Genomic DNA, 20,717 nt, shown 5'->3' on the forward strand with positions numbered 1-20,717 from the left:
CGGCGGTGATCGCGACCGACAAGATCGAGCCGTCCGGGCGCACCTCACAGCGCCCGGAAGGCCCCGGCTCTAAGATCTGCGCATGACAGGTGCGGACGGCATTCGACACTGGGACCGGGGCGAGCGGATTCTCTGGCGCTACCGGGACAACGGCTCTCGGCATGTGCACATCTGCCGGCCGGTGACCGTCGTCCAGGACACCGACGACCTGCTCGCCGTGTGGATGGCGCCGGGCACCGAGTGCGTCAAGCCGGTGCTGGCCGACGGCACGCCCGTGCACCACGAACCGCTCGCCACCCGGTACACGGCGCCGCGCGCCACCGCCCGTGCCCACTGGGAGGGGACGGGTGTGCTGAAGCTGGCCAGGCCCGGCGAGCCGTGGTCCATCTGGCTGTTCTGGGACGACGGATGGCAGTTCCGCAGCTGGTACGTGAATCTTGAGGAGCCCCGGCTGCGCTGGGCGGGCGGCATCGACTCCGAGGACCACTTCCTCGACATCTCGGTCTACCCGGACCGCAGCTGGCTCTGGCGGGACGAGGACGAGTTCGCCGAGGCCCAGCGGGTCGGGCTGCTCGACACCGGCAAGGCGCTGCGCGTACGGGAGGCCGGCAGTGCGGCGGTCGAGATGATCAAGAAGTGGGGCGCGCCGTTCTCCGCGGGCTGGGAGGACTGGCGGCCCGATCCCCGGTGGTCCGTTCCCGAGCTGCCGGAGGGCTGGGACCGGGCGCCCGAACCGGCAAAGGTCCGGACCAGATGAGGCAGAAGGGTGCTGGTGGCCGCACGTACCTGGTGATCGCCGGGGCGGGTTCGCCGACGTCGTGAGACCCTTGATGCGCCCCCAGGGTTCAAACGTAGGATCGTCCTCCGCAAGGCTGCGCCTGACCAACGCACCGCAGGGGTAGCGGAGCTGACTTAGGGTCATGTCGCTGGACCAACGAGCCGCACGACGCACGACGCACGCGAGAACGATTCGTACGACGAACGAGCCGTAGACAGCCGCAGGACAGCCGCACATCAGCCGCTGGACACCGAACGAGGGGGTGGAGCCGTGCAGGACGCCTGCCGTGCCGACACCCGCGTTCCCGGGATCCTTGTCGGGCGTTTCCGCCGCAAGGTACCGATGCCCGGCCGCGAGGGCCCCTGCGGTCACAGACCCGGGGCCCCCTGGACAAGGGTGGCATCGCGAGGTCCTGTCCGGCGACAGGACCCAGTCGAATCGGTTGTCTCGCACCACCGGCCCGGACGGACGGAATCCCACGCGTGACGGAGCATCCCACCTCCCATGAAGGCCGGCAGCCACTGGCTGCCCGGTCCCAGGAACGCACCCGGCCACGGCAGGAGGCGTCCGCCGCCTCCGCCGTACCGCAGCCGTCGGTGCCGTCGGTACCCACGCCCGCGGCCGCGCAGGCCACCGTTCCCTCGGCCGCGCCCCCGCAGGACCCGGTGGGCGCCGCGCGGCGCGAGGGCGACCGGCTGCGCTTCGTGGGCGCCGCCACCCGTCGTATCGCGCGCGGCATCGACCTGGACGAGATCGTGCTCGGGCTGTGCCGGGCGACCGTCCCGACGTTCTCCGACGCGATCCTCGTCTATCTCCGCGATCCGCTGCCCGTCGGCGACGAGCGACCGGTCTCACCCTTCGTACTGAGGTTGCGCCGTACGGACCGGCTGCGGCTCACCGACGAGGACACGGACGGCGGGGGCACGGTCGGCAGCGGCATCGCGCTGTCCGAGTCCGAGTCCGGCCAGGTGTCGGTCCTGGACCCGCAGACCGAGGTGATGCCCGCCGCGCAGCTCTGCGAGGTGGCGTCCGGCGGCGCGCTCTCCGAAGTACTGCGCGGCGTACGGCCCGTCTTCGGCGACTCCGCCGCCGCCCGCGCGGCGCTGCCCGAACTGCTGGGCGGCGAGATGACCGTGCCGGGCGGCCGGCGCGCGATCCTCGCGCCGCTGCGCGGCCGGCGGCGCGTGATCGGCGCGGCCGTCTTCCTACGGAGGCCCGACCGCCCCGCCTTCGAGCCCAACGACCTGCTGGTGGCCGCACAGCTCGCGACGCACACCGCGCTGGGCATCGACAAGGCGGTGCTGTACGGCCGCGAGGCGTACATCGCGGACGAACTCCAGCGCACGATGCTCCCGGAGGGGCTGCCGCAGCCGACGGGCGTCCGGCTCGCCTCCCGCTATCTGCCCGCGGCCGAGACCGCGCGGGTCGGCGGCGACTGGTACGACGCGATCCCGCTGCCCGGCAGCCGCGTCGCCCTCGTCGTCGGCGACGTGATGGGTCACTCCATGACGTCGGCCGCCATCATGGGCCAGCTGCGGACGACCGCGCAGACCCTCGCCGGTCTCGACCTGCCGCCGCAGGAGGTCCTGCACCACCTCGACGAGCAGGCGCAGCGTCTCGGCACCGACCGGATGGCCACCTGCCTGTACGCGGTGTACGACCCGGTCTCGCACCGCATCACCATCGCCAACGCCGGTCATCCGCCGCCCATACTGCTCCACCTGGGCGGCCGGGCCGAGGTGCTGCGGGTGCCGCCCGGCGCCCCGATCGGCGTGGGCGGGGTGGACTTCGAGGCAGTCGAGCTGGACGCGCCGGCCGGTGCCACGCTGCTCCTCTACACGGACGGTCTCGTGGAGTCGCGGCTGCGTGACGTGTGGACGGGCATCGAGCAGCTGCGGGAGCGCCTCGCCGCGACGGCCCAGCTCACCGGCCCCGACCACTCGCCTCCTCTGGAGGCGCTCTGCGACGACGTGCTGGACGTGCTCGGCCCCGGTGACCGCGACGACGACATCGCGCTGCTGGCCGCGCGCTTCGACGGGATCGCGCCGAGCGATGTCGCCTACTGGTTCCTGGAACCGGAGGACGCGGCGCCGGGACGGGCCAGAAGACTCGCCAGACGGGCCCTGTCCCGCTGGGGCCTTGAGGAGCTGAGCGACTCCGTCGAGCTGCTGATCAGCGAGGTCGTGACCAACGCGGTCCGGTACGCGGAGCGGCCCGTCACCCTGCGGCTGCTGCGGACCGACGTGCTGCGCTGCGAGGTCGGCGACGACTCGCCGCAGCTGCCCCGCCAGCGCCGGGCCCGTGACACGGACGAGGGCGGGCGGGGGCTGTTCCTGGTCAACCGGCTGGCCAGGCGCTGGGGCGCGACGCGGCTGTCCACCGGCAAGGTCGTCTGGTTCGAGATCTCGACCCGCCCGTAGACCGGTCCCGGAGCGTCCGCGGGCCGTGTCCGCGGGGCTCGTACAGGTCCGGCCCGGGGCGGGTCCGGGCGGTTCCCCCGGGTCCCGGACAAATGTTGCCGACGATGTGTCGCCGGGTTTGACTGGGGCAGGCGGCCGGTTACGACCGCAGTCGTCCCGTGGTGCCTGATTCCGGCCACGGGAACCCCTATCGACTGGAGGACGCTCGTGACCGAGTCGATGCCCAAGGCCCCTTACACCACGAACAACGCCGGTATCCCGGTGGAGAGCGACGAGAACTCGCTCTCCGTCGGGCCCGACGGTCCAATCCTGCTGCAGGACCACTACCTCATCGAGAAGATGGCCCAGTTCAACCGCGAACGGGTCCCCGAGAGGGTGGTCCATGCCAAGGGTTCGGGCGCGTACGGCGTCTTCGAAGTGACCAACGACGTGAGCCAGTTCACCAAGGCCGACCTCTTCCAGCCGGGCAAACGCACCGAGATGCTGGCCCGCTTCTCCACGGTGGCCGGTGAGTTCGGCTCTCCCGACACCTGGCGCGACCCGCGCGGCTTCGCCCTGAAGTTCTATACGGAGCAGGGCAATTACGACCTGGTGGGCAACAACACGCCGGTCTTCTTCGTACGCGACACGATCAAGTTCCAGGACTTCATCCGCTCGCAGAAGCGCCACCCGGCCACCGGGCTGCGCAGCAACGACATGCAGTGGGACTTCTGGACCCTGTCACCCGAGTCCGCGCACCAGGTGACCTGGCTGATGGGCGACCGGGGCATCCCTAAGTCCTTCCGCCACATGAACGGCTACGGCTCGCACACCTTCATGTGGGTCAATGCCGCGGGTGAACGCTTCTGGGTCAAATACCACTTCAAGACCGACCAGGGCATCGACTACCTCAGCCAGGCGGACGCCGACGAGATGGCGGGCTCCGACGCGGACCACCACCGCAGGGACCTGTACGAGGCGATCGAGTCGGGGAACGCGCCGACCTGGAGCCTGAAGGTCCAGATCATGCCGTTCGAGGACGCCGCCGACTACCGCTTCAACCCCTTCGACCTGACGAAGGTGTGGCCGCACGGCGACTACCCGCTGATCGACGTCGGCCGGATGACGCTCAACAAGAACCCGGACAACTTCTTCATCCACATCGAGCAGGCCGCCTTCGAGCCGTCCAACATGGTTCCGGGCATCGGCCCCTCGCCGGACAAGATGCTGCTCGGCCGGCTCTTCTCGTACCCGGACACGCACCGGTACCGGATCGGCCCGAACTACGCGCAACTGCCGCCCAACCGGCCGCACTCGCCGGTGAACTCGTACGCGAAGGACGGCCCGATGCGGTACGTCGCGTCGAACGCGGCGATGCCGTACGCCCCGAACTCCTACGGCGGCCCCGCCGCCGACACCGAGCGCTTCGGCGACCCGGCCGGCTGGGCGGCGGCGGGCGACATGGTCCGCGAGGCGTACACGAAGCGGCGCGAGGACGACGACTGGGGCCAGGCCGGCACCCAGGTCCGCAACGTGCTCGACGACGCGCAGCGCGACCGTCTGGTGTCGAACGTCTCCGGCCATCTGCTCCAGGGCGTCACCCGGCCGGTCCTCGACCGGGCGCTCCAGTACTGGCGCAACATCGACAAGACCATCGGCGACCGGATCGCCGCGAAGGTCAACGGCGGCTGAGGACGCCCGCTCAGCCGGTGAGGCCCGGTGGCCGCTGGCCCCCGCCTCCCCCGTCGGCGCCCGCGGAGCCCGTACCTCCGCCGTTGTCGTTGCCTCCGTCCGAGCCACCGTCGGCGCCTCCATTGTCTCCACCGCCGCCGGAGTCGTCACCCGGCTCCGGCGGCGGCGCCGGAGGCTCGCTGGACGGCGGCGGCTCGGACACCGGGGGGTCGCTCTCGCTGTCGCTCGGGTCCGGCTCGTCGGGCGGCGGCGGGGTCGGCTCCTCGCTGGACGGCGGCGGCTGCGAGGACGGCGGCGGGGGCTTCGGGGGCTGGTAGGCGGGTTCGGCGACTTCGAGGTCGAACGAGGCGTCGGAGCCGCCGTTCAGCGCGCCCAGTGTGTAGTCGGCCCAGATCTTGGCGGGGAAGCCACCACCGTTGGCGCGGCCGGAGTTGGCCGTGCCGGTGAGGGTGACCTGCCCGCCGCCCTCGGCGGTGGACTCACCGAACAGGGCGACCACCGTGGTCAGTTCGGGCGTGTAGCCGGCGAACCAGGCCGACTTGTTGTCCTCCGACGTACCGGTCTTGCCGGCCGCCTCGTACGCGTCGGTGCTCGCCTCGCGCCCCGAGCCGTTCTTCACGACGCCCGTCAGGGCCGAGGTCACGGTGTCGGCGGACTCGCGGCTGATCGCCTGATCGCCGATGCGCTCGGGCAGGTCGACGGTGCGGTCCTTGTGCTCGGCGGACTTCAGGATCGACGGTGTGACCTTCTCGCCGTGGTTGTCGAGCGTCGCGTACACACCCGCCATGTCCCAGGTCGACGCCTCCATCGTGCCCAGGGTGATCGCGGGCCGCTCGGGGAAGTTCTTGTCCCGCATGCCGAGATCGAGCGCGGTCTTCTTCACGTTCCTGGGGCCGACGTCGACGACCATCTGCGCGAAGACCGAGTTGACGGAGTCGTTGGCCGCCCGCTGGACGGTGATGTCGCCGTAGTCGCGGTCGTCCTCGTTCTGCGGCGAGAAGGGGGTGTCGCTGCCGACGACCGGCCGCTTGCTCGTGCCGTCGTAGACCGTCCTGAGCCCGATCCTCTCGCCGTCCTGCGTCTTGGACTCGTTCTCCAGCGCCGAGGCGAGCACGACGGGCTTGAAGGTCGAGGCGGGCTGGTAGTCGGTGCGTGTGGCGTTGTTGATCCAGTGCTGGGTGGCGCCGACCCCGCCGTAGAGCGCGACCACCGCGCCGGTCTTCGGGTCGACGGACGTGGCACCCGCCTGCACGGTCGCGTCGACCTTGTTCTTCTTGCGGTCGAGCTTGGACTCCAGCTGCTTGTCGACGGCGCCGACGAGTTCCTTCTGCCGCTTCTTGTCGACGCTGAGGGTGATCGTCCAGCCGCCGGCGTCGATGTCCGCCTTGTCGACACCCTGCCGCTCCAGCTCGCTGTTGGCCGCCTCGACGAGATAGCCGGCCTGTCCCTCCGCGCCGGGGGCGGGCTTGGGCTTCTGCGGTACGGGGAACTTCAGCCCGCCGCGCTCGCCGGCGTCCAGCCAGTTCTCCTCGACCATGTTGTTCAGGACGTAGCTCCAGCGCTCGGTGACGAGCTTCTTGCCGGTCTCGGTGGCCTGCGTCCAGTCGTACTGGTTGGGGGCCTGGAGGAGCGCCGCCAGATACGCGCCCTGCGCGACGTTCAGCTTGGTGGCGTCCACGCCGTAGTACGCCTGGGCCGCCGCCTGGATGCCGTACGCGCCGCGCCCGTAGTAACTGGTGTTCATGTACCCGGCGAGGATCTCGTTCTTGTCCATCCGCTGGTCGACCTTGAGCGAGATCACCAGTTCCTTGAGCTTGCGGCTGACCGTCTGGTCCTGGTCCAGGTAGTAGTTCTTCACGTACTGCTGGGTGATGGTCGAACCACCCTGTTTGCCCTTGCCCGAGAGGGTGTTCATCAGGCCGCGGGCGGTGCCCTTGACGTCGACTCCGGAGTCTTTGTAGAAGGACTTGTTCTCGGCGGCGACGAAGGCCCGCTGGACGTCCTTGGGGACCTTCTCCAGGCCGACTATCTCCCGGTTGATCTCGCCGGTGCGCGCCAGGACGGTGCCGTCGCTGTACTTGTAGACGTTGCTCTGCATCTCGGCCTGCGCGTTGGCCGTCGGCACCGGGACCAGGAAATAGATCACGACGAACGCGCCCATGCCGAGCAGGCACAGCCCGAGGAACGTGCCGAGCAGCTTCCTCAGTGTGAGGAAGCCACGTATGCCGCCGGCCTTCTTCGCCCGGCGCGCTCCACGCTGCCGGGCCTGTCGCGCTTCCGCTCGGCCCATCGCTCAGTCGCTCCGCTCTCGGGTCTCGTGTCTCGCCTCGCCGGACCTGGCCCACTTGTCGCACTTGCCGGAATCAGCTCAGAAAGCTAACACCGTCCCCTGTGACAAAGAGACCCGATCCGGTCTTATCCGACGTGACAATCAGCACCTGTCTCAGAGGAACCGACTCACGAGAGGGGCGGAGGGTTGCGAAGCGCGTTAATGTGTAATCACAATGCTAGCTACGCCGAGCGGCGTGACAGCACGAGAAACGGGGACCACACATGCCTACGACCAGCACACCAGTGGTGGACGATCTGCCGGAGATGCCCGCACCGCGGGTCCGGGAATTCCAGGCGAGCAGCATCGGCGGCGGCCTCGCACTGCTGCTCGGGCTCATCGGACTGATCGGCGGGATCGCCCTCGTCGTGATCGGCTCCACCCTCGGCTCGACCGGCGCGAAGGTCGCGCTGATCGTCCTCGGCATCCTGCTCGCGATCGCCGCGTTCTTCGCGATGTGCGGGCTGAACATGGTGGCGCCGGGTGAGGCCCGCGTCGTCCAGCTCTTCGGGCGCTACCGCGGCACGATCCGGGTCGACGGCCTGCGCTGGGTGAACCCGCTCACCTCACGCGCCAAGATCTCGACCCGTGTGCGGAACCACGAGACCGCCGTCCTCAAGGTCAACGACGCCTACGGCAACCCGATCGAGCTGGCGGCGGTCGTCGTCTGGCGCGTCGAGGACACCGCGCAGGCGCTCTTCGAGGTGGACGACTTCCTGGAGTTCGTCTCCACCCAGACCGAGGCGGCCGTCCGGCACATCGCGATCGAGTACCCGTACGACGCCCACGAGGAGGACGGTCTCTCGCTGCGCGGCAACGCCGAGGAGATCACCGAGAAGCTCGCGGTCGAGCTGCACGCCCGGGTCGAGGCGGCCGGTGTGCACATCATCGAGTCCCGCTTCACCCATCTCGCGTACGCTCCGGAGATCGCCTCGGCGATGCTCCAGCGCCAGCAGGCGGGCGCGGTCGTGGCGGCGCGCCGGCTGATCGTGGACGGCGCCGTCGGCATGGTCGAGGCGGCCCTCACCCGGCTGACCGAGCAGGACATCGTCGAGCTGGACTCCGAGCGGAAGGCCGCGATGGTCAGCAACCTTCTGGTCGTGCTCTGCGGTGACCGGGCCGCGCAGCCGGTCGTGAACACGGGCACTCTTTACCAGTGACGGAACGGAAGCAGGTTCTCCTGCGCCTGGACCCGGCGGTGTACGACGCCCTGGCACGGTGGGCGTCCGACGAGCTGCGCAGCGCCAACGCGCAGATCGAGTTCCTGCTGCGCCGGGCCCTGGCGGAGGGGGGCCGGCTGCCGGGCAACGCGAAGCCGATCCCGCGCAGGGGCCGGCCGCCGAAGGTCCCGGAGCCGCCCGGGACGCCGGCGGAGGCGCGGCCCGACGACGTATCCGACAGCACCCCGGACGATCACCTTCCGTAGGAGAGCACGATGTCACTGGACGCGCTGAAGGCCGCCGTTCCCGATTACGCCAGGGATCTGCGGCGCAATCTGGACGCGGTCCTCGATCAGGGCGGGCTCTCCCAGCAGCGGCTGTGGGGCACGGTGCTGGTCTGCGCGATCGCCGCGCGCTCGGCGCGCGTGCTGCGCGAGCTGGCGCCCGAGGCCAGGGCCCGGCTCTCCGCCGACGCCTATACGACAGCGAGGTCGGCGGCGGCCGTGATGGCGGTGAACAACGTGTTCCACCGGACCCGGCATCTGCTCTCCGATCCCACGTACGGAGAGCTGCGCACGGGCCTGCGGATGACGGCCACCGGCCATCCGGGCGTCACCAGGGCCGACTTCGAGTTCTGGTCGTTCGCGGTGTCCGCGATCAACGCCTGCGGGCTCTGTCTGGACGCGCACGAGGGCGCGCTGCGACGGCTGGGGGAGGACCGCCGGACGATCCAGGAGGGCATCAAGATCGCTGCGGTGATCCAGGCCCTGGCGACGACGCTCGACGGGGAGGCCGTCCTGGACGCTCTCCCCGACGCCTGGGGTGTCACTCCTTCTTGAGCCGCTCCATCAGCGCCAGCATGTCCTCGACCATGGCCGGTTCCAGCCCGCCCAGGTGGAGGACCTCCTGCTGGTCGAGGCTGAAGTCGGAGTCCCGCCGGTCCCGGTCGTAGTCGACGACCTGGCCGACGGAGAGCGAGATCACGGCCTGTCCGTCGAGGACTTCCAGCGCCGGGTTCTCACCCCCGGCCTGACTCACCAGATAGGCCCGCTCCCCCACGTCGGGGACGAGCTTCAGGGTCTGGGCCCCCGAGCCCTGGTCGGCCGGGTGGATCAGGGACGCGTCGAACTGCGGCCCCGGATCGGTCTTCTTGTGCAGTGTGTAGGTGATCTCAGCGTAGGCGCGCACGATCGGCCCCTCACGGTGCTTGCCCCCCGGGGCCCCCTTCGGTACGAGGCTGACCGTGCAGACGGACTGGTCGAGGGCCTTGTCCTCGCCCACCGCCGCGAACGGGTCCCGCTTCTCGCCGATGGTGGCGGTCAGCGCGGACAGGTCGGCGTCGAGGCAGAGGTTACGGCTGACGCCGTAGCCCTCGAGGTCCGGTCCGGCCCTGTCGTACGCCCACAGGGCGCCCGCCCACACCGAGGAGGTCAGCAGCACACCGGCCAGCCCCCAGACCCATGGACGCTGCCGCAGGGGCACTCCCCGGATCAGGGGGTGCTCGTCGGCGCCCATCGTCTCCGACTGCCGCTCGGGCCCGTCGTCACCGGCCGGGGCCGGACCCGGTGGCGGGCGGAATCCGTCAGCCCCGGGGTGCCCGGGGCCTCTCGGCGCCGGGACCGGTGCGGTGGCCTCGCCCTCCAGTTCCGGTTCGGAGATCATTCCTGACCGTTCCGTGGCTCGGCGGGAGGGGTGTCCGAGACCGGTGCGTCCGGACCGGGACCGGGGGCGGGGGCGGGGGCCTCCGGAGCCGGCGGCGGGGGCGGGGTGACCGGGGCGGGCGCCGGGGCGACACCGAGCGCCGTGGCGCCGTGCGGTCCCGGGCCGTCGCGCAGGGAAGGCTCCCGGCTGTACGCGCGGAGGTAGCCGACGACGGTGTTCGTGACGGCGACCAGGGGCACCGCGACGACCGCTCCGCCGATACCGGCGACGAGTCCGCCAGTCGCCACCGCGAGCACGACGGCCAGCGGATGTACCCGTACCGCGCGGCCGAGGATGAAGGGCTGGAGGATGTGGCCCTCGATCTGCTGGACGGCGAGGACGACGATCAGCACCATCAGCGCCGTGAACACGTCCTGCGTGACCAGCGCGACGACCACGGCGAGCGCCCCGGAGATCACCGCTCCGACGAGCGGGATGAACGCGCCGAGGAAGATGAAGACGGCCAGCGGCACCGCGAGCGGGACATCGAGGAAGTAGAGCCCGAGGCCGATGAAGACCGCGTCGATCAGCGCGACTATGAGCGTGCCGCGTACGTACGCCGTGAGCGTGCGCCAGGCGCGCGGCCCGGCACCGGCCAGCCCCGGACGGGCCTGCGCCGGGAAGAGTTTGAGCGACCACTCCCAGATCCGCCGGCCGTCGTAGAGCAGGAACAGCGTGGAGAACACGGCGAGCAGGATCCCCGTCAGCAGCTCGACCACGACGGTCACACCCTGGATGCCCGCGGAGGTGATCTCCTCGGTGTTGGTGCCGATCGCGTCGCTGAGGCTCTTCGCGAGGTCGTTGATCTGCTGCTCGGTCACATGGAACGGGCTGTTGAGCAGCCAGCGTTTGAGCTCGTCGATGCCGTCGGTGACACGGTCGGAGAGCACGTCGATGTTCTCCACGACCTGCCACACCACGAACCAGCCGATGAGGCCCATGACGATGAACCCGGACACAGCGGTCACCGCGGTGGCCAGACCGCGCGGCAGGCCCCACTTCTTGAGTCTGGCGACCGTGGGCTGGAGAAGCGCGGTGACGAGCAGCGCGCCGACGAACGCCATCACCACGAGCTGCACGGTGCTGATGATCTTCATCAACACCCAGAGCATGGCCGCCAGTACGAGCAGCCGCCAGGCGGCCTCGGCGGCGACCCGCATCCCCCACGGAATGGCCGCGGCGGGCTCGGGTTTGGCCTGGGCGCCGGGTATGTGGTCCGGCGGGACGGGAGCGCTCTCCGGTCCTCGCCCGTCCCCCGGCACGTCGTCCGCCGTAGCCTCCGTACGGCGTTCCCCCAACCGCTCTCCCAGCTGAGTCAGTTCGGCTCCGACCCGCCCGAGCCACCCCGGCAGTTTCGACATGCTGATCCTTCTTCCCCGGAGTCGTACTGCCTGACCGTACACGCGCAAAGCCCCTCACCGTAGGACGGTGAGGGGCTTCACAAGGTTGAGCGACGACGGCAGAGAACCGGCGGGGAAGACAGATCGGGCAGTGGAGCTAGTACCAGTTGTTGGCCTGCCAGAACGACCAGGCACCGCAGGGGCTGCCGTAGCGGTCGTTCATGTAGTTCAGGCCCCACTTGATCTGGGTGGCCGGGTTGGTCTGCCAGTCGGCGCCGGCGGAGGCCATCTTGGAGCCGGGCAGCGCCTGGACGAGACCGTAGGCGCCCGACGAGGGGTTCTGCGCCTGGTAGTTCCAGGTGGACTCGTGGTCCACGATGTTGCTGAAGCACTGGTACTGGTCGCCAGGGATCATCTGGCGGGCCATCGCCTGGACTTCGGCGACGGAGTACGAGCTCTGCACCACGAAGTCGGAGGAGTCACGTGTCTCCGAGCGGCTGGCCCGCTCGGCCTCTTCCTTGGCCTCGCGCGCCTGCTCCGCCTTCTCCTCGGCGGCCTGCTTCTTCGCCTTGGCGTCCTTGGCGGCCTGGATACGAGCCGATTCCTCGGCGGACTTCTTCGCTGCCACGTCGGCGGCATTGGCCTGCGCGTCGGCCTGCTGCGCCAGTGACACAGTCTGGACCTGGGCGTGCTGGCCCGCGGGGATGTCTGCGAGGAGCGTCGTGTCAGCTGCGGTCGCCTCGAAATTGTCGTCCGAGGTCTGGGGAGCGCCCGAAGCCACTCCCACGACTGCGCCGACGGTGGTGACCGCTGTAGCTGATGCCACGGCGAATCCCCGGACCGAGATCCGGCTCACACGGTTTCCTTCCAGCAGCGTCCGTGTACGTGACCTCACGGATGCAATCGTGCCCCTGGCACTGGTCTCCGTCCCGCACGTCACGGGAGACACGGGCCCGTCGGCAACTTCCATGGCGGAAGCGCCGGATGAAGCGCGGGCGGCATACGACGTCAAGTGTTGAGTTGTGTGGTGCGGCATCCCTGAAGATGCGGGTGTGTCGTATGCGGGGCCTGACGGAAGCAAGACTCTGCCGGACCCGGACGCCGCAAGGCAATTCTTCGTTGCGTGGGATAGCTCACACCCCGTTTGCCACACGGGTTTCACGGAAATGGCGGCGCAGCACAGCGCCGCCCGGCTAGGCTCTTGCGGCCTTTCCGGGCGGCGCCAACTGCCGCATTCAGGCGGAGAACTAACCTTCCTCCAGCATTTCGGTCACGAGCGCGGCGATCGGTGAACGCTCGGAGCGGTTGAGGGTGACATGCGCGAAGAGCGGGTGGCCCTTGAGCTTCTCGACGACCGCGACCACGCCGTCGTACCTGCCCACACGCAGGTTGTCGCGCTGCGCCACGTCATGGGTCAGCACCACACGGGAGTTGGCCCCGATACGGGAGAGAACGGTCAGAAGTACGTTCCGCTCCAGCGACTGGGCCTCGTCGACGATGACGAACGCGTCGTGCAGCGAACGTCCTCGGATGTGGGTCAGCGGCAGCACTTCGAGCATGCCGCGTCCCAGCACCTCCTCGATCACCTCACGGCCGGCGACGGCCGACAGGGTGTCGAAGACCGCCTGCGCCCAGGGGCTCATCTTCTCGGCCTCGGTGCCCGGCAGATAGCCGAGCTCCTGACCGCCGACCGCGTAGAGCGGCCGGAAGACCATCACCTTCTTGTGCTGGCGGCGCTCCAGGACCGCCTCCAGGCCCGCGCAGAGGGCCAGGGCCGACTTGCCGGTGCCCGCCCGGCCGCCCATCGAGATGATGCCGATGTCCGGGTCGAGGAGCAGATCGAGCGCGATGCGCTGTTCGGCGCTGCGGCCGTGGATCCCGAAGGCCTCCCGGTCGCCGCGGACGAGCTTCACATTGCCCTCGGGCGTGATGCGGCCGAGGGCCTTGCCGCGGTCGGACTGGAGGACCAGTCCGGTGTGCACCGGCAGATCGCTGAGCTCGGGCACGTACAGCGTCTCCTCGGTGAAGAGGAGATCCACCTGCTCGGCCGAGAGCGCCATCTCGCTCATACCGGTCCAGCCGGAGTCGGTGATGGCCAGCTCGGCGCGGTACTCCTCGGCGAGGAGCCCGACGGACGATGCCTTGATGCGCAGCGGCAGGTCCTTGGAGACGACGGTGACGTCGTACCCCTCGGCCTGGAGATTGCGCGCCACCGCGAGAATCCGCGAGTCGTTGTCCCCCAGTCGGAAGCCGGCGGGAAGGACGCCGGGATCGGAGTGGTTGAGCTCGACGCGCAGCGTGCCGCCCAGGTCGCCCAGGGGGATGGGGGCGTCGAGGCGGCCGTACCGGATACGGAAGTCGTCGAGCAGGCGCAGGGCCTGCCTGGCGAAGTATCCGAGTTCCGGATGGTGCCTCTTGGCCTCCAACTCCGTGATCACCACGATCGGCAGCACGACTTCGTGCTCGTCGAAGCGGGACATGGCGTTCGGATCGGCCAGCAGGACGCTGGTGTCGAGAACATAGGTGCGCCTGTCGGGCATGCGGCGCTTTGTGCTTGTCACCACGGAAGGACGTACCCCCTCGGACGAGGTCGGGATGCGACGGCGTCACGGGCTGTGGTCGCCCGCCTGGCGGCGGACGGCGGACCGGACTCGGGCCCACATGCGCGGGCCGAGGACCGGCCCTCCACGGCGCCCGTACGCGTCACCGTACGATCGTCCTGGTGCAAAGGGCCTCCCGGGCGGACGGCTGGGCCGACCGCTGAGATTCGACGCCCGCCGTCATCGCTGACGGTTCTGCTCGGACGTCGACCTGTGGAGAGGTATTCCCTCGAACGTCCTCGGCCATGCCACGGCATATGACGGACACCGTGTGAACCTCGGATGACGGGACGTACGGCCTGCCGCGAACGCGCGTTCGGTGTGGCGTACGGGGGGATTCCGGGGAGGGGTATCGGAAGGCTTGCGGGACGGGCCCTCAGGCTCCGTAGCGGCGGTGTCGCGCCGCGTAGTCACGCAGGGCGCGAAGAAAGTCGACCTTACGGAAAGCCGGCCAGAAGACTTCGCAGAAGTAGTACTCCGAATGGGCGCTCTGCCACAGCATGAAGCCGGAGAGACGCTGTTCGCCGCTGGTCCTGATCACCAGGTCGGGATCGGGCTGACCACGGGTGTAGAGGTGCGAGGCGATCAGGTCCGTGTCGACGATCTCGGCGAGGTCCTCGAAGGAGGTGCCCTTGTGGGCGTGGTCCAGCAGGAGGGAGCGGACGGCGTCGGCGATCTCCTGCCGCCCGCCGTAGCCGACGGCGACATTGACCAGTATTCCGGCGTTGCCGTCGGTGGCCTGCTCGGCCTCCTTGAGGACGGTCTGCGTACGGGAGGGGAGCAGGTCCAGGGTGCCGACGTGGTGGACGCGCCAGCGGCCGTCGGCCGCGAGGTCGCGAACGGCGTTCTCGATGATGCCGAGGAGGGGGATCAGCTCCTCGTCGGGGCGGTCGAGGTTGTCCGTGGAGAGCAGCCACAGGGTGACCACCTCGACGTCCGTCTCGACGCACCAGCCGAGCAGTTCCTGGATCTTGCTGGCGCCGGCCTTGTGGCCCTGTTCGGTCGTGCCGCCGGAGGCTTTCGCCCAGCGTCGGTTCCCGTCGAGGACGACACCGATGTGCTTGGGGAGCACCTGGGTGTGATCGAGGCGCCTTTCCACCCGGCGTGCGTAGAGCCCGTACACCAGGTCGCGCAAGTTCACTGAGTCCACCTCTCGATTCCTGCCGGGGACCGCCGGTCAGGCGGCCCCGGGGGCAGCACGTCCACCGCGGGGAGGGCCGTCCGCGAGAAGAGAAGGGGACCGCCCCCGGCACCCGAAGCCGTCACAGTACTGCGCGGGCGGCGCGACGGCCCAACCCGGTCTGTCACAAGTCCGTGATAGGGAAGGACTCATGACTGAATTCCCCACTTACCTCGCAGCCCACGACCGTTACGACTCCATGGAGTACCGGCGCAGCGGACGCAGCGGCCTCAAGCTGCCCGCGCTCTCCCTCGGCCTCTGGCACAACTTCGGCGACGACCGGACCATCGACTCGCAGCGCGCGATCCTGCGCCGCGCCTTCGACCTCGGCGTCACGCACTTCGACCTGGCGAACAACTACGGTCCCCCGCCCGGGTCCGCCGAGGAGAACTTCGGCAAGATCTTCGCGCAGGACTTCTCGGCCTACCGCGACGAATTGATCATTTCGACCAAGGCCGGATATCTGATGCATCCGGGTCCGTACGGCGAGTGGGGTTCCCGCAAATATCTGACGTCGTCGCTCGACGCCTCGCTGAAGCGGATGGGCGTCGACTACGTCGACATCTTCTACTCGCACCGCTTCGACCCGCACACCCCTCTTGAGGAGACCATGGGCGCGCTGGCGTCCGCGGTCCAGCAGGGCAAGGCGCTTTACGTGGGTGTGTCGTCGTACAAGGCGGAGCAGACGGCCGAAGCGGCACGGCTGTTGAAGGAGATGGGTGTTCCCGCGCTCATCCACCAGCCCTCGTACTCGATGATCAACCGCTGGACAGAGGACGACGGTCTGCTCGACACGCTGGAGTCGGCCGGCATGGGCTGCATCTCCTTCGTGCCGCTGGCGCAGGGCCTGCTCACCGACAAGTACCTCAAGGGGATACCCGAGGGGTCACGGGCCACTCAGGGCAAGTCCCTGGACCCGAACCTGCTCTCGGAGGAGGTCGTGCGCAGGCTGGGCGGGCTCAACGAGATCGCGCGGCGGCGCGGTCAGTCGCTGGCGCAGCTGGCGATCACGTGGGTGCTGCGCGACGAGCGGATGACGTCGGCCCTGATCGGCGCGTCGAGCACGAAGCAGCTGGAGGAGAACGTCGCGGCGCTCGAAGGGGCCGCGCTGTCGGCCGAGGAGCTGAAGGAGATCGACAGCTTCGCCGTGGACACCGAGGGCGCCAACATCTGGGCCGGACGGAGCTGAACGCGGGCCTGTCCGGAACGTGACGGGGTCCGAACATGAAAAAACGGGCCGGTCCGTGGGGGGGATACGGACCGGCCCGAGGGGGGGTTTCCACCATAACCCTTCGTAAGTGGTGCTGGGTGCCACGCACGCCGGTCACTACGCTCCGGAGTTTCCGGATTGCTGCGTCCGACACGTAAAAGGCCCTGGACAGCGGGGCTGAGCACGCCGTTCGGGGTCTTCGATTGGCGAGAAGTCGCCACCCGTTGGGAGTACGCGCGGTTCAGAGGGAGGCGGCCTTCGCGGCCGCTTTCTCCTTGTTCGCGACGATGACGTCCATGTTCGTGTGTCCCCACCGGCCGAGCGGGATCAGCGCCGCGTTCAGCGCCTGGCCCAGCTCCGTGAGGGAGTACTCGACGCGCGGCGGCACCTCCCGGTAGACCTCGCGGCTGACGATGGAGTCGGCCTCCAGCTCGCGCAGTTGCTGGATGAGCACCTTCTCGCTGACCCCTTCGATATGGCGCCGCAGTTCACCGAAGCGCAGCACACCCCCGTCGTCCAACGCCCACAGGATCATCGGCTTCCACTTGCCGCCGACGACAGCCACCGCCGCGTCGAGACCGCACATGAAGGGGTTCCCGGGCTCTCGCGTCACTGCCAACTCCTCGCCGGACAGCTTTACTTACCTTTGTGGCAGTACTCCGCCACGGGGCAGTGTACGAGAGAGCGTGGAGGCGGCGTCGTCATGCGGACGGAATCTGACCTCGATGGCTCCTAGGGTCGGCCGTATGACGACGAAGAAGACCGAGTCCGCGACTGTCTCCGTGGCCGGGTCCCTGACCGTGAGCTGGGCCGCGGCCAACGCCCGGCGGCTGGCCCGGCAGGGGCTCGCCGCGCCCTCGGACGGCGGCCCCGCCGCCGTCACCGGCACCATGGCCGGCGCCCACGCACAGGTCCTGTCGGCGGCCGAACTCTCCGTCGCGCTGCGGCTGGACGGCGGCGGGACGCGCGAGGCCGTGCGCGCCGCGCTGTGGACGGACGGCAGCCTGGTCAAGACGTTCGGGCCGCGCGGCACCGTACATCTGCTGCCGTCGGCCGATCTGCCGCTGTGGACCGGTGCGCTCTCCGCGCTCCCCACCGGGCGCAACGCCATGCCCGCGGGGGTGCGGATGAGCGAGGACGAGACGGACCAGGTCGTCGCCGCGATCGCCGACGCGCTGGCGGACGACGACCTCACGGTCGACGAGCTGACCGACGAGATCGTGGCGCGCACCGGGCCCTGGGCCGGAGACCCGGTCATGGACGCGTTCCAGACGAAGTGGCCGCGCTGGCGGCAGATGACGCACACGGCGGCGCACCGCGGCGCGCTCTGCTTCGGGCCGAACCGGGGGCGGAAGGTCACGTACACCAACCCCCACCGGCTGCTGCCCGGATTCACCCCGCAGGCGGGGCCGGAGGCGCTCGCCGGGCTCGTGGTGCGCTATCTCCACGCGTACGGGCCCGCCACACCGCATCACTTCGCCAAGTGGCTCACCGCACCCGTCAACTAGGCCAGGGAGCTGTTCGGCACGCTCGCCGCCGAGGGCCGGACCGAGCAGGTCGGCTACGAGGGCGGACCGGCCTGGGTGGTGGCGGGCGACACGGACTTTCCGGCCGGTCCGACGGCGTGCGGCGTACGGCTCCTCCCCTACTTCGACGCCTTCACCATCGCCTCCCAGCCGCGCGAACTGCTCTTCCCCGGCACCGCGTACGAGCGGGCGCTCGCGGGCGGCCAGGCCGGGAACTACCCCGTGGTGCTGATCGACGGGGTCGTCGCCGGGGTGTGGCACCAGCGCCGCTCCGGGAAGTGGCTGGACGTCACGGTGGAACCCCTGCGGCCCCTGACCGCCGCGCGGCGCGAGGAGCTTGAGGAGCAGGTGGAGCGGACCGGCGAGATCCTCCAGGGCAGGCCGAGGCTGACGGTCGGGACCGTGACGGTCGGGCCGCACGCGTGAGGCGGGGCGGCGGCCCTGGCCTCAGGCGGGCTTGACCGCCTCGATCAGGAAGCGTGTCGTGGTGGCCACGAAAGGGCCGTCGGTCTCGATACGGCGGTGCAGGGAGGCGAGTTGGTCCCGGTACCGGTCGACGGTGAAGCCGGGCACCATCCAGATCACCTTCCGCAGGAAGTAGACGACGGCCCCGATGTCGTGGAACTCGGTGCGCAGCGCCGCCGTCCGCAGATCCACCACGTCGAGCCCGGCGGCCTCGGCCGCCGCCCTGGCCCGCTCGGGATCGCGCCCCGCGCGGCCCTGGGGCCGCGGCCCCAGGAAGTACTCGACCAGTTCGAAGACGCTGGCGGGGCCGACCTCCTGGGAGAAGTACGTGCCGCCGGGCCGCAGGACGCGGGCGATCTCGGTCCACCACGCCTTCACCGGGTGGCGGCTGACGACCAGGTCGAACGCCGCGTCCGCGAAGGGCAGCGGCGGCTCGTCCCGGTCGCTGACGACGGCCGCACCGAGCGGGTGCAGGAGCGCGGTGGCGCGGGCGACGTTCGGCGGCCAGCCCTCGGTGGCCACGGTCAGCGGCGGCAACCTCGGTACGGAGGCGAGGACTTCACCGCCTCCGGTCTGGATGTCGAGGGCCGCGCTCGCGCGCCCCATCCGCTCGGCCATGGAACGGGCGTAGCCCCATGGGGGCCGCTCCTCCGTCGCCCGCCCGTCGAGCCAGGAGAAGTCCCAGCCGTCGACGGAGACGGCGTCGGCCTCGGCGATCAGCTCGTCGAAGCCACGGCGCCGGGGTTGGGGTCCGGGGTGCTGCGTGGGAGACATGGGGGGGATGCTCCCAGGAACCCGGTGCGGTGCGCGAACGCATTTCACGCGGGCCGGTGCGGAACACCCGGCGGGCCGGTTCAGACGGCGAGAGCGCCGAGCACCAGGCCGAGCAGCGCCCCGCTGATCATGAAGGGCCCGAAGGGGATCGCGGACTTGCGGTTCGCCCTGCGCAGGATCATCAGCCCGAGCCCGTACAGCGACCCGAGCAGGAACCCGGCGAACGCTCCGACGAACAGCACCACCCAGCCGTACCAGCCGAGCACGACACCGAGCGAGAGCGCGAGCTTCACATCGCCGAAGCCCATGCCGTTCGGGTTGATCAGGAAGAGGACGAAGTAGCAGGCGCCGAGCGCGAGTCCGCCCAGCAGCGCGGTCGGCCAGGAGCCGCCGTCCTCCGGGAGGAGCGCGGCGATCCCGAGCAGCGCGGCGGAGGCCACCGCGAGCGGCAGGGTCAGCTGGTCGGGGAGGCGGTGCACATTGCGGTCGACGAGCGCGAGCAGCACGGCGAAGGGCGCGAGCAGCAGCCATACGGCGAGTTCGGGACGGGGCCCGGTGGCGGCGGCGAGGATGCCGCAGACGAGGGCGGTGATGACGGTGACGTAGAGGGAGGGGACGTAACGTGCGCCGCGCAGGACGGGATGCGCGGCGTCGGACGCGTCAGGGGTGTCGGTGTCGGTGTCGCTCTCGGCCTCGGTGTCGGTGTCGTCGCTCGTCGGGGCGGCCACGCCCGGTGCGGTCGCGGACTCGTCCGTGCGGGGAAGCGCGGCCTCGCCGGCCTCCGCACGTCCCGGGGACGCGGCGGCCACCGAGTCGGTACGCCCGGCCGCGCCCGCGACCGTGATCACGCCGCCCGCCGCCTTACAGGTCGCACAACCGGCCCTGCCGACCCAGCCCTTGGCGGGCCCCACGATCGGGTGGCCGGCCTCGCAGCTGTCGCGGTACGCCTCCTCGGGCTCGACGGAGAGCCGGTACGCGGCGCGCGGAAGGAACAGCCCGGCGGCTGCGCCCCAGAGGACGGCGACAACGATCAACGTGGCGTGCACACGGTCGACCTTAGAGGGAACCACATCGCGGGTCATAGGCCCGAGGACCCACATCCGGCCGTGGGAGGCCCAGATCCGGGCTCCGCGGCTGGAATTGGGGCGGTGGGGTCGTATGGTCTAGCGCCATGGGGAAATGGCAGAACGGCAAAGGCACGCTGACGATCGAGGGCCGGGACGAGCCGGTGGCGCTGGAGATCGCCGCCTCGTACAACGCACGGCGGCGCGGGCTGCTCGGGCGGACCCGGCTCGACGGGGCGCTGCTGATCACGCCGTGCAGCAGCGTGCACACCTTCCGGATGGGCTTCACGATCGATGTGGCCTATCTGGACAAGGAGTTGAAGGTCGTCCACGTCCACACGCTGAAGCCCGGCCGGATGCCGCTGCCCCGGCTGCGGGCCAGGCATGTGCTGGAGGCGGAGGCCGGTGCGATGGAACGCTGGGGCCTGCGCCCGGGCGTGCGGCTGAGTGTGAACGCGCGGAGTCTGTCCGGAGCCTGAGGCCCAAGACCCCCCGTCGG

17 protein-coding genes and 1 pseudogene are annotated in these 20,717 nt (G+C 70.1%); 9 read left to right on the plus strand and 9 right to left on the minus strand.

Translation table 11 applies throughout. From position 1 onward, the window contains the following. Positions 1 to 82 precede the first annotated feature (82 nt). From fomD to IEY79_RS26585, 3 genes are all read left to right on the plus strand, one after another. Positions 83 to 757 (plus strand): cytidylyl-2-hydroxypropylphosphonate hydrolase, encoded by a 675-nt coding sequence (gene fomD / locus IEY79_RS26575; RefSeq protein ID WP_189110149.1) that lies wholly within the window; start codon positions 83 to 85, stop codon positions 755 to 757. Positions 758 to 1,260: 503 nt separating this feature from the next. Next, a complete protein-coding gene (locus IEY79_RS26580; protein ID WP_189110150.1) occupies positions 1,261 to 3,198 on the plus strand; it encodes a SpoIIE family protein phosphatase in 1,938 nt (645 codons plus the stop codon). A gap of 219 nt (positions 3,199 to 3,417) precedes the next feature. Continuing rightward, positions 3,418 to 4,869 (plus strand): catalase, encoded by a 1,452-nt coding sequence (locus IEY79_RS26585; protein WP_373292633.1) that lies wholly within the window; start codon positions 3,418 to 3,420, stop codon positions 4,867 to 4,869. Between the two features lie 10 nt (positions 4,870 to 4,879). Here IEY79_RS26585 and IEY79_RS26590 read toward each other — a convergent pair whose 3' ends face one another. Beyond that, positions 4,880 to 7,159 (minus strand): transglycosylase domain-containing protein, encoded by a 2,280-nt coding sequence (locus tag IEY79_RS26590; protein ID WP_189110152.1) that lies wholly within the window; start codon positions 7,157 to 7,159, stop codon positions 4,880 to 4,882. Positions 7,160 to 7,422: 263 nt separating this feature from the next. Between IEY79_RS26590 and IEY79_RS26595 the strand changes: the two genes are divergently transcribed. The 3 genes from IEY79_RS26595 to ahpD are packed head-to-tail and all read left to right on the plus strand — an operon-like array spanning position 7,423 to position 9,197. Next, positions 7,423 to 8,358: an SPFH domain-containing protein gene (locus tag IEY79_RS26595; protein ID WP_189110153.1), complete on the plus strand. Its 936-nt coding sequence runs from the start codon at positions 7,423 to 7,425 to the stop codon at positions 8,356 to 8,358. Then, positions 8,355 to 8,624 carry a type II toxin-antitoxin system antitoxin gene (locus IEY79_RS26600; RefSeq protein WP_189110154.1) on the plus strand — a complete coding sequence of 90 codons (270 nt, stop codon included), beginning with the start codon at positions 8,355 to 8,357 and terminating at the stop codon, positions 8,622 to 8,624. The genes IEY79_RS26595 and IEY79_RS26600 overlap by 4 nt, the downstream gene beginning before the upstream one ends. A gap of 9 nt (positions 8,625 to 8,633) precedes the next feature. Next, positions 8,634 to 9,197 (plus strand): alkylhydroperoxidase, AhpD family, encoded by a 564-nt coding sequence (gene ahpD / locus IEY79_RS26605; protein ID WP_189110155.1) that lies wholly within the window; start codon positions 8,634 to 8,636, stop codon positions 9,195 to 9,197. On the opposite strand, the gene IEY79_RS26610 is transcribed toward ahpD, so the two are convergent. The 5 genes from IEY79_RS26610 to IEY79_RS26630 all read right to left on the minus strand — a co-directional run bounded on the left by IEY79_RS26610 (position 9,184) and on the right by IEY79_RS26630 (position 15,140). Continuing rightward, entirely contained in the window at positions 9,184 to 10,020 is an 837-nt protein-coding gene (locus IEY79_RS26610) for a hypothetical protein (RefSeq protein WP_189110156.1), read from the minus strand. The genes ahpD and IEY79_RS26610 overlap by 14 nt on opposite strands. Continuing rightward, entirely contained in the window at positions 10,017 to 11,420 is a 1,404-nt protein-coding gene (locus tag IEY79_RS26615; protein WP_189110157.1) for an AI-2E family transporter, read from the minus strand. Before IEY79_RS26615 ends, IEY79_RS26610 begins: the two co-directional genes overlap by 4 nt. Positions 11,421 to 11,556: 136 nt before the next feature. Beyond that, entirely contained in the window at positions 11,557 to 12,255 is a 699-nt protein-coding gene (locus IEY79_RS26620) for an aggregation-promoting factor C-terminal-like domain-containing protein (protein WP_189110238.1), read from the minus strand. Positions 12,256 to 12,646: 391 nt separating this feature from the next. Beyond that, the gene (phoH2, locus tag IEY79_RS26625) at positions 12,647 to 13,963 is read right to left on the minus strand and encodes an RNA 5'-3' helicase PhoH2 (RefSeq protein WP_189110158.1); all 1,317 of its coding nucleotides are present in this window, start codon (positions 13,961 to 13,963) and stop codon (positions 12,647 to 12,649) included. Positions 13,964 to 14,375: 412 nt separating this feature from the next. Continuing rightward, entirely contained in the window at positions 14,376 to 15,140 is a 765-nt protein-coding gene (locus IEY79_RS26630; RefSeq protein WP_189110159.1) for an isoprenyl transferase, read from the minus strand. A 190-nt stretch (positions 15,141 to 15,330) separates the two neighbouring features. On the opposite strand from IEY79_RS26630, the gene mgrA reads away from it, so the two are divergent. Next, complete coding sequence (gene mgrA, locus IEY79_RS26635; protein WP_189110160.1) at positions 15,331 to 16,368, plus strand: L-glyceraldehyde 3-phosphate reductase; 1,038 nt, start codon at positions 15,331 to 15,333, stop codon at positions 16,366 to 16,368. A 262-nt stretch (positions 16,369 to 16,630) separates the two neighbouring features. On the opposite strand, the gene IEY79_RS26640 is transcribed toward mgrA, so the two are convergent. After that, a complete protein-coding gene (locus IEY79_RS26640) occupies positions 16,631 to 16,975 on the minus strand; it encodes a winged helix-turn-helix transcriptional regulator (RefSeq protein ID WP_189110239.1) in 345 nt (114 codons plus the stop codon). Between the two features lie 160 nt (positions 16,976 to 17,135). On the opposite strand from IEY79_RS26640, the pseudogene IEY79_RS26645 reads away from it, so the two are divergent. After that, a pseudogene (locus IEY79_RS26645) lies at positions 17,136 to 18,341 on the plus strand (winged helix DNA-binding domain-containing protein). A 21-nt stretch (positions 18,342 to 18,362) separates the two neighbouring features. On the opposite strand, the gene IEY79_RS26650 reads toward IEY79_RS26645, so the two are convergent. Both IEY79_RS26650 and IEY79_RS26655 read right to left on the minus strand, forming a co-directional pair. Next, entirely contained in the window at positions 18,363 to 19,154 is a 792-nt protein-coding gene (locus IEY79_RS26650) for a class I SAM-dependent methyltransferase (RefSeq protein ID WP_189110161.1), read from the minus strand. Positions 19,155 to 19,234: 80 nt separating this feature from the next. Continuing rightward, positions 19,235 to 20,200 carry a prepilin peptidase gene (locus IEY79_RS26655; RefSeq protein ID WP_229701141.1) on the minus strand — a complete coding sequence of 322 codons (966 nt, stop codon included), beginning with the start codon at positions 20,198 to 20,200 and terminating at the stop codon, positions 19,235 to 19,237. A gap of 125 nt (positions 20,201 to 20,325) precedes the next feature. On the opposite strand from IEY79_RS26655, the gene IEY79_RS26660 reads away from it, so the two are divergent. Next, complete coding sequence (locus IEY79_RS26660) at positions 20,326 to 20,697, plus strand: DUF192 domain-containing protein (RefSeq protein ID WP_189110163.1); 372 nt, start codon at positions 20,326 to 20,328, stop codon at positions 20,695 to 20,697. Positions 20,698 to 20,717 lie beyond the last annotated feature (20 nt).

The sequence above is a fragment of the Streptomyces camponoticapitis genome, assembly GCF_014646115.1.
Taxonomy (GTDB): Bacteria; Actinomycetota; Actinomycetes; order Streptomycetales; family Streptomycetaceae; genus Streptomyces; species Streptomyces camponoticapitis.

Coding starts and splice junctions, on each gene's coding strand:
- fomD (WP_189110149.1), top strand. CDS start 83: ATGACAGGTGCGGACGGCATTCGACACTGGGACCGGGGCGAGCGGATT.
- IEY79_RS26585 (WP_373292633.1), top strand. CDS start 3,418: ATGCCCAAGGCCCCTTACACCACGAACAACGCCGGTATCCCGGTGGAG.
- IEY79_RS26590 (WP_189110152.1), bottom strand. CDS start 7,159: ATGGGCCGAGCGGAAGCGCGACAGGCCCGGCAGCGTGGAGCGCGCCGG.
- IEY79_RS26595 (WP_189110153.1), top strand. CDS start 7,423: ATGCCTACGACCAGCACACCAGTGGTGGACGATCTGCCGGAGATGCCC.
- ahpD (WP_189110155.1), top strand. CDS start 8,634: ATGTCACTGGACGCGCTGAAGGCCGCCGTTCCCGATTACGCCAGGGAT.
- IEY79_RS26610 (WP_189110156.1), bottom strand. CDS start 10,020: ATGATCTCCGAACCGGAACTGGAGGGCGAGGCCACCGCACCGGTCCCG.
- IEY79_RS26615 (WP_189110157.1), bottom strand. CDS start 11,420: ATGTCGAAACTGCCGGGGTGGCTCGGGCGGGTCGGAGCCGAACTGACT.
- mgrA (WP_189110160.1), top strand. CDS start 15,331: ATGACTGAATTCCCCACTTACCTCGCAGCCCACGACCGTTACGACTCC.
- IEY79_RS26640 (WP_189110239.1), bottom strand. CDS start 16,975: ATGTGCGGTCTCGACGCGGCGGTGGCTGTCGTCGGCGGCAAGTGGAAG.
- IEY79_RS26650 (WP_189110161.1), bottom strand. CDS start 19,154: ATGTCTCCCACGCAGCACCCCGGACCCCAACCCCGGCGCCGTGGCTTC.
- IEY79_RS26660 (WP_189110163.1), top strand. CDS start 20,326: ATGGGGAAATGGCAGAACGGCAAAGGCACGCTGACGATCGAGGGCCGG.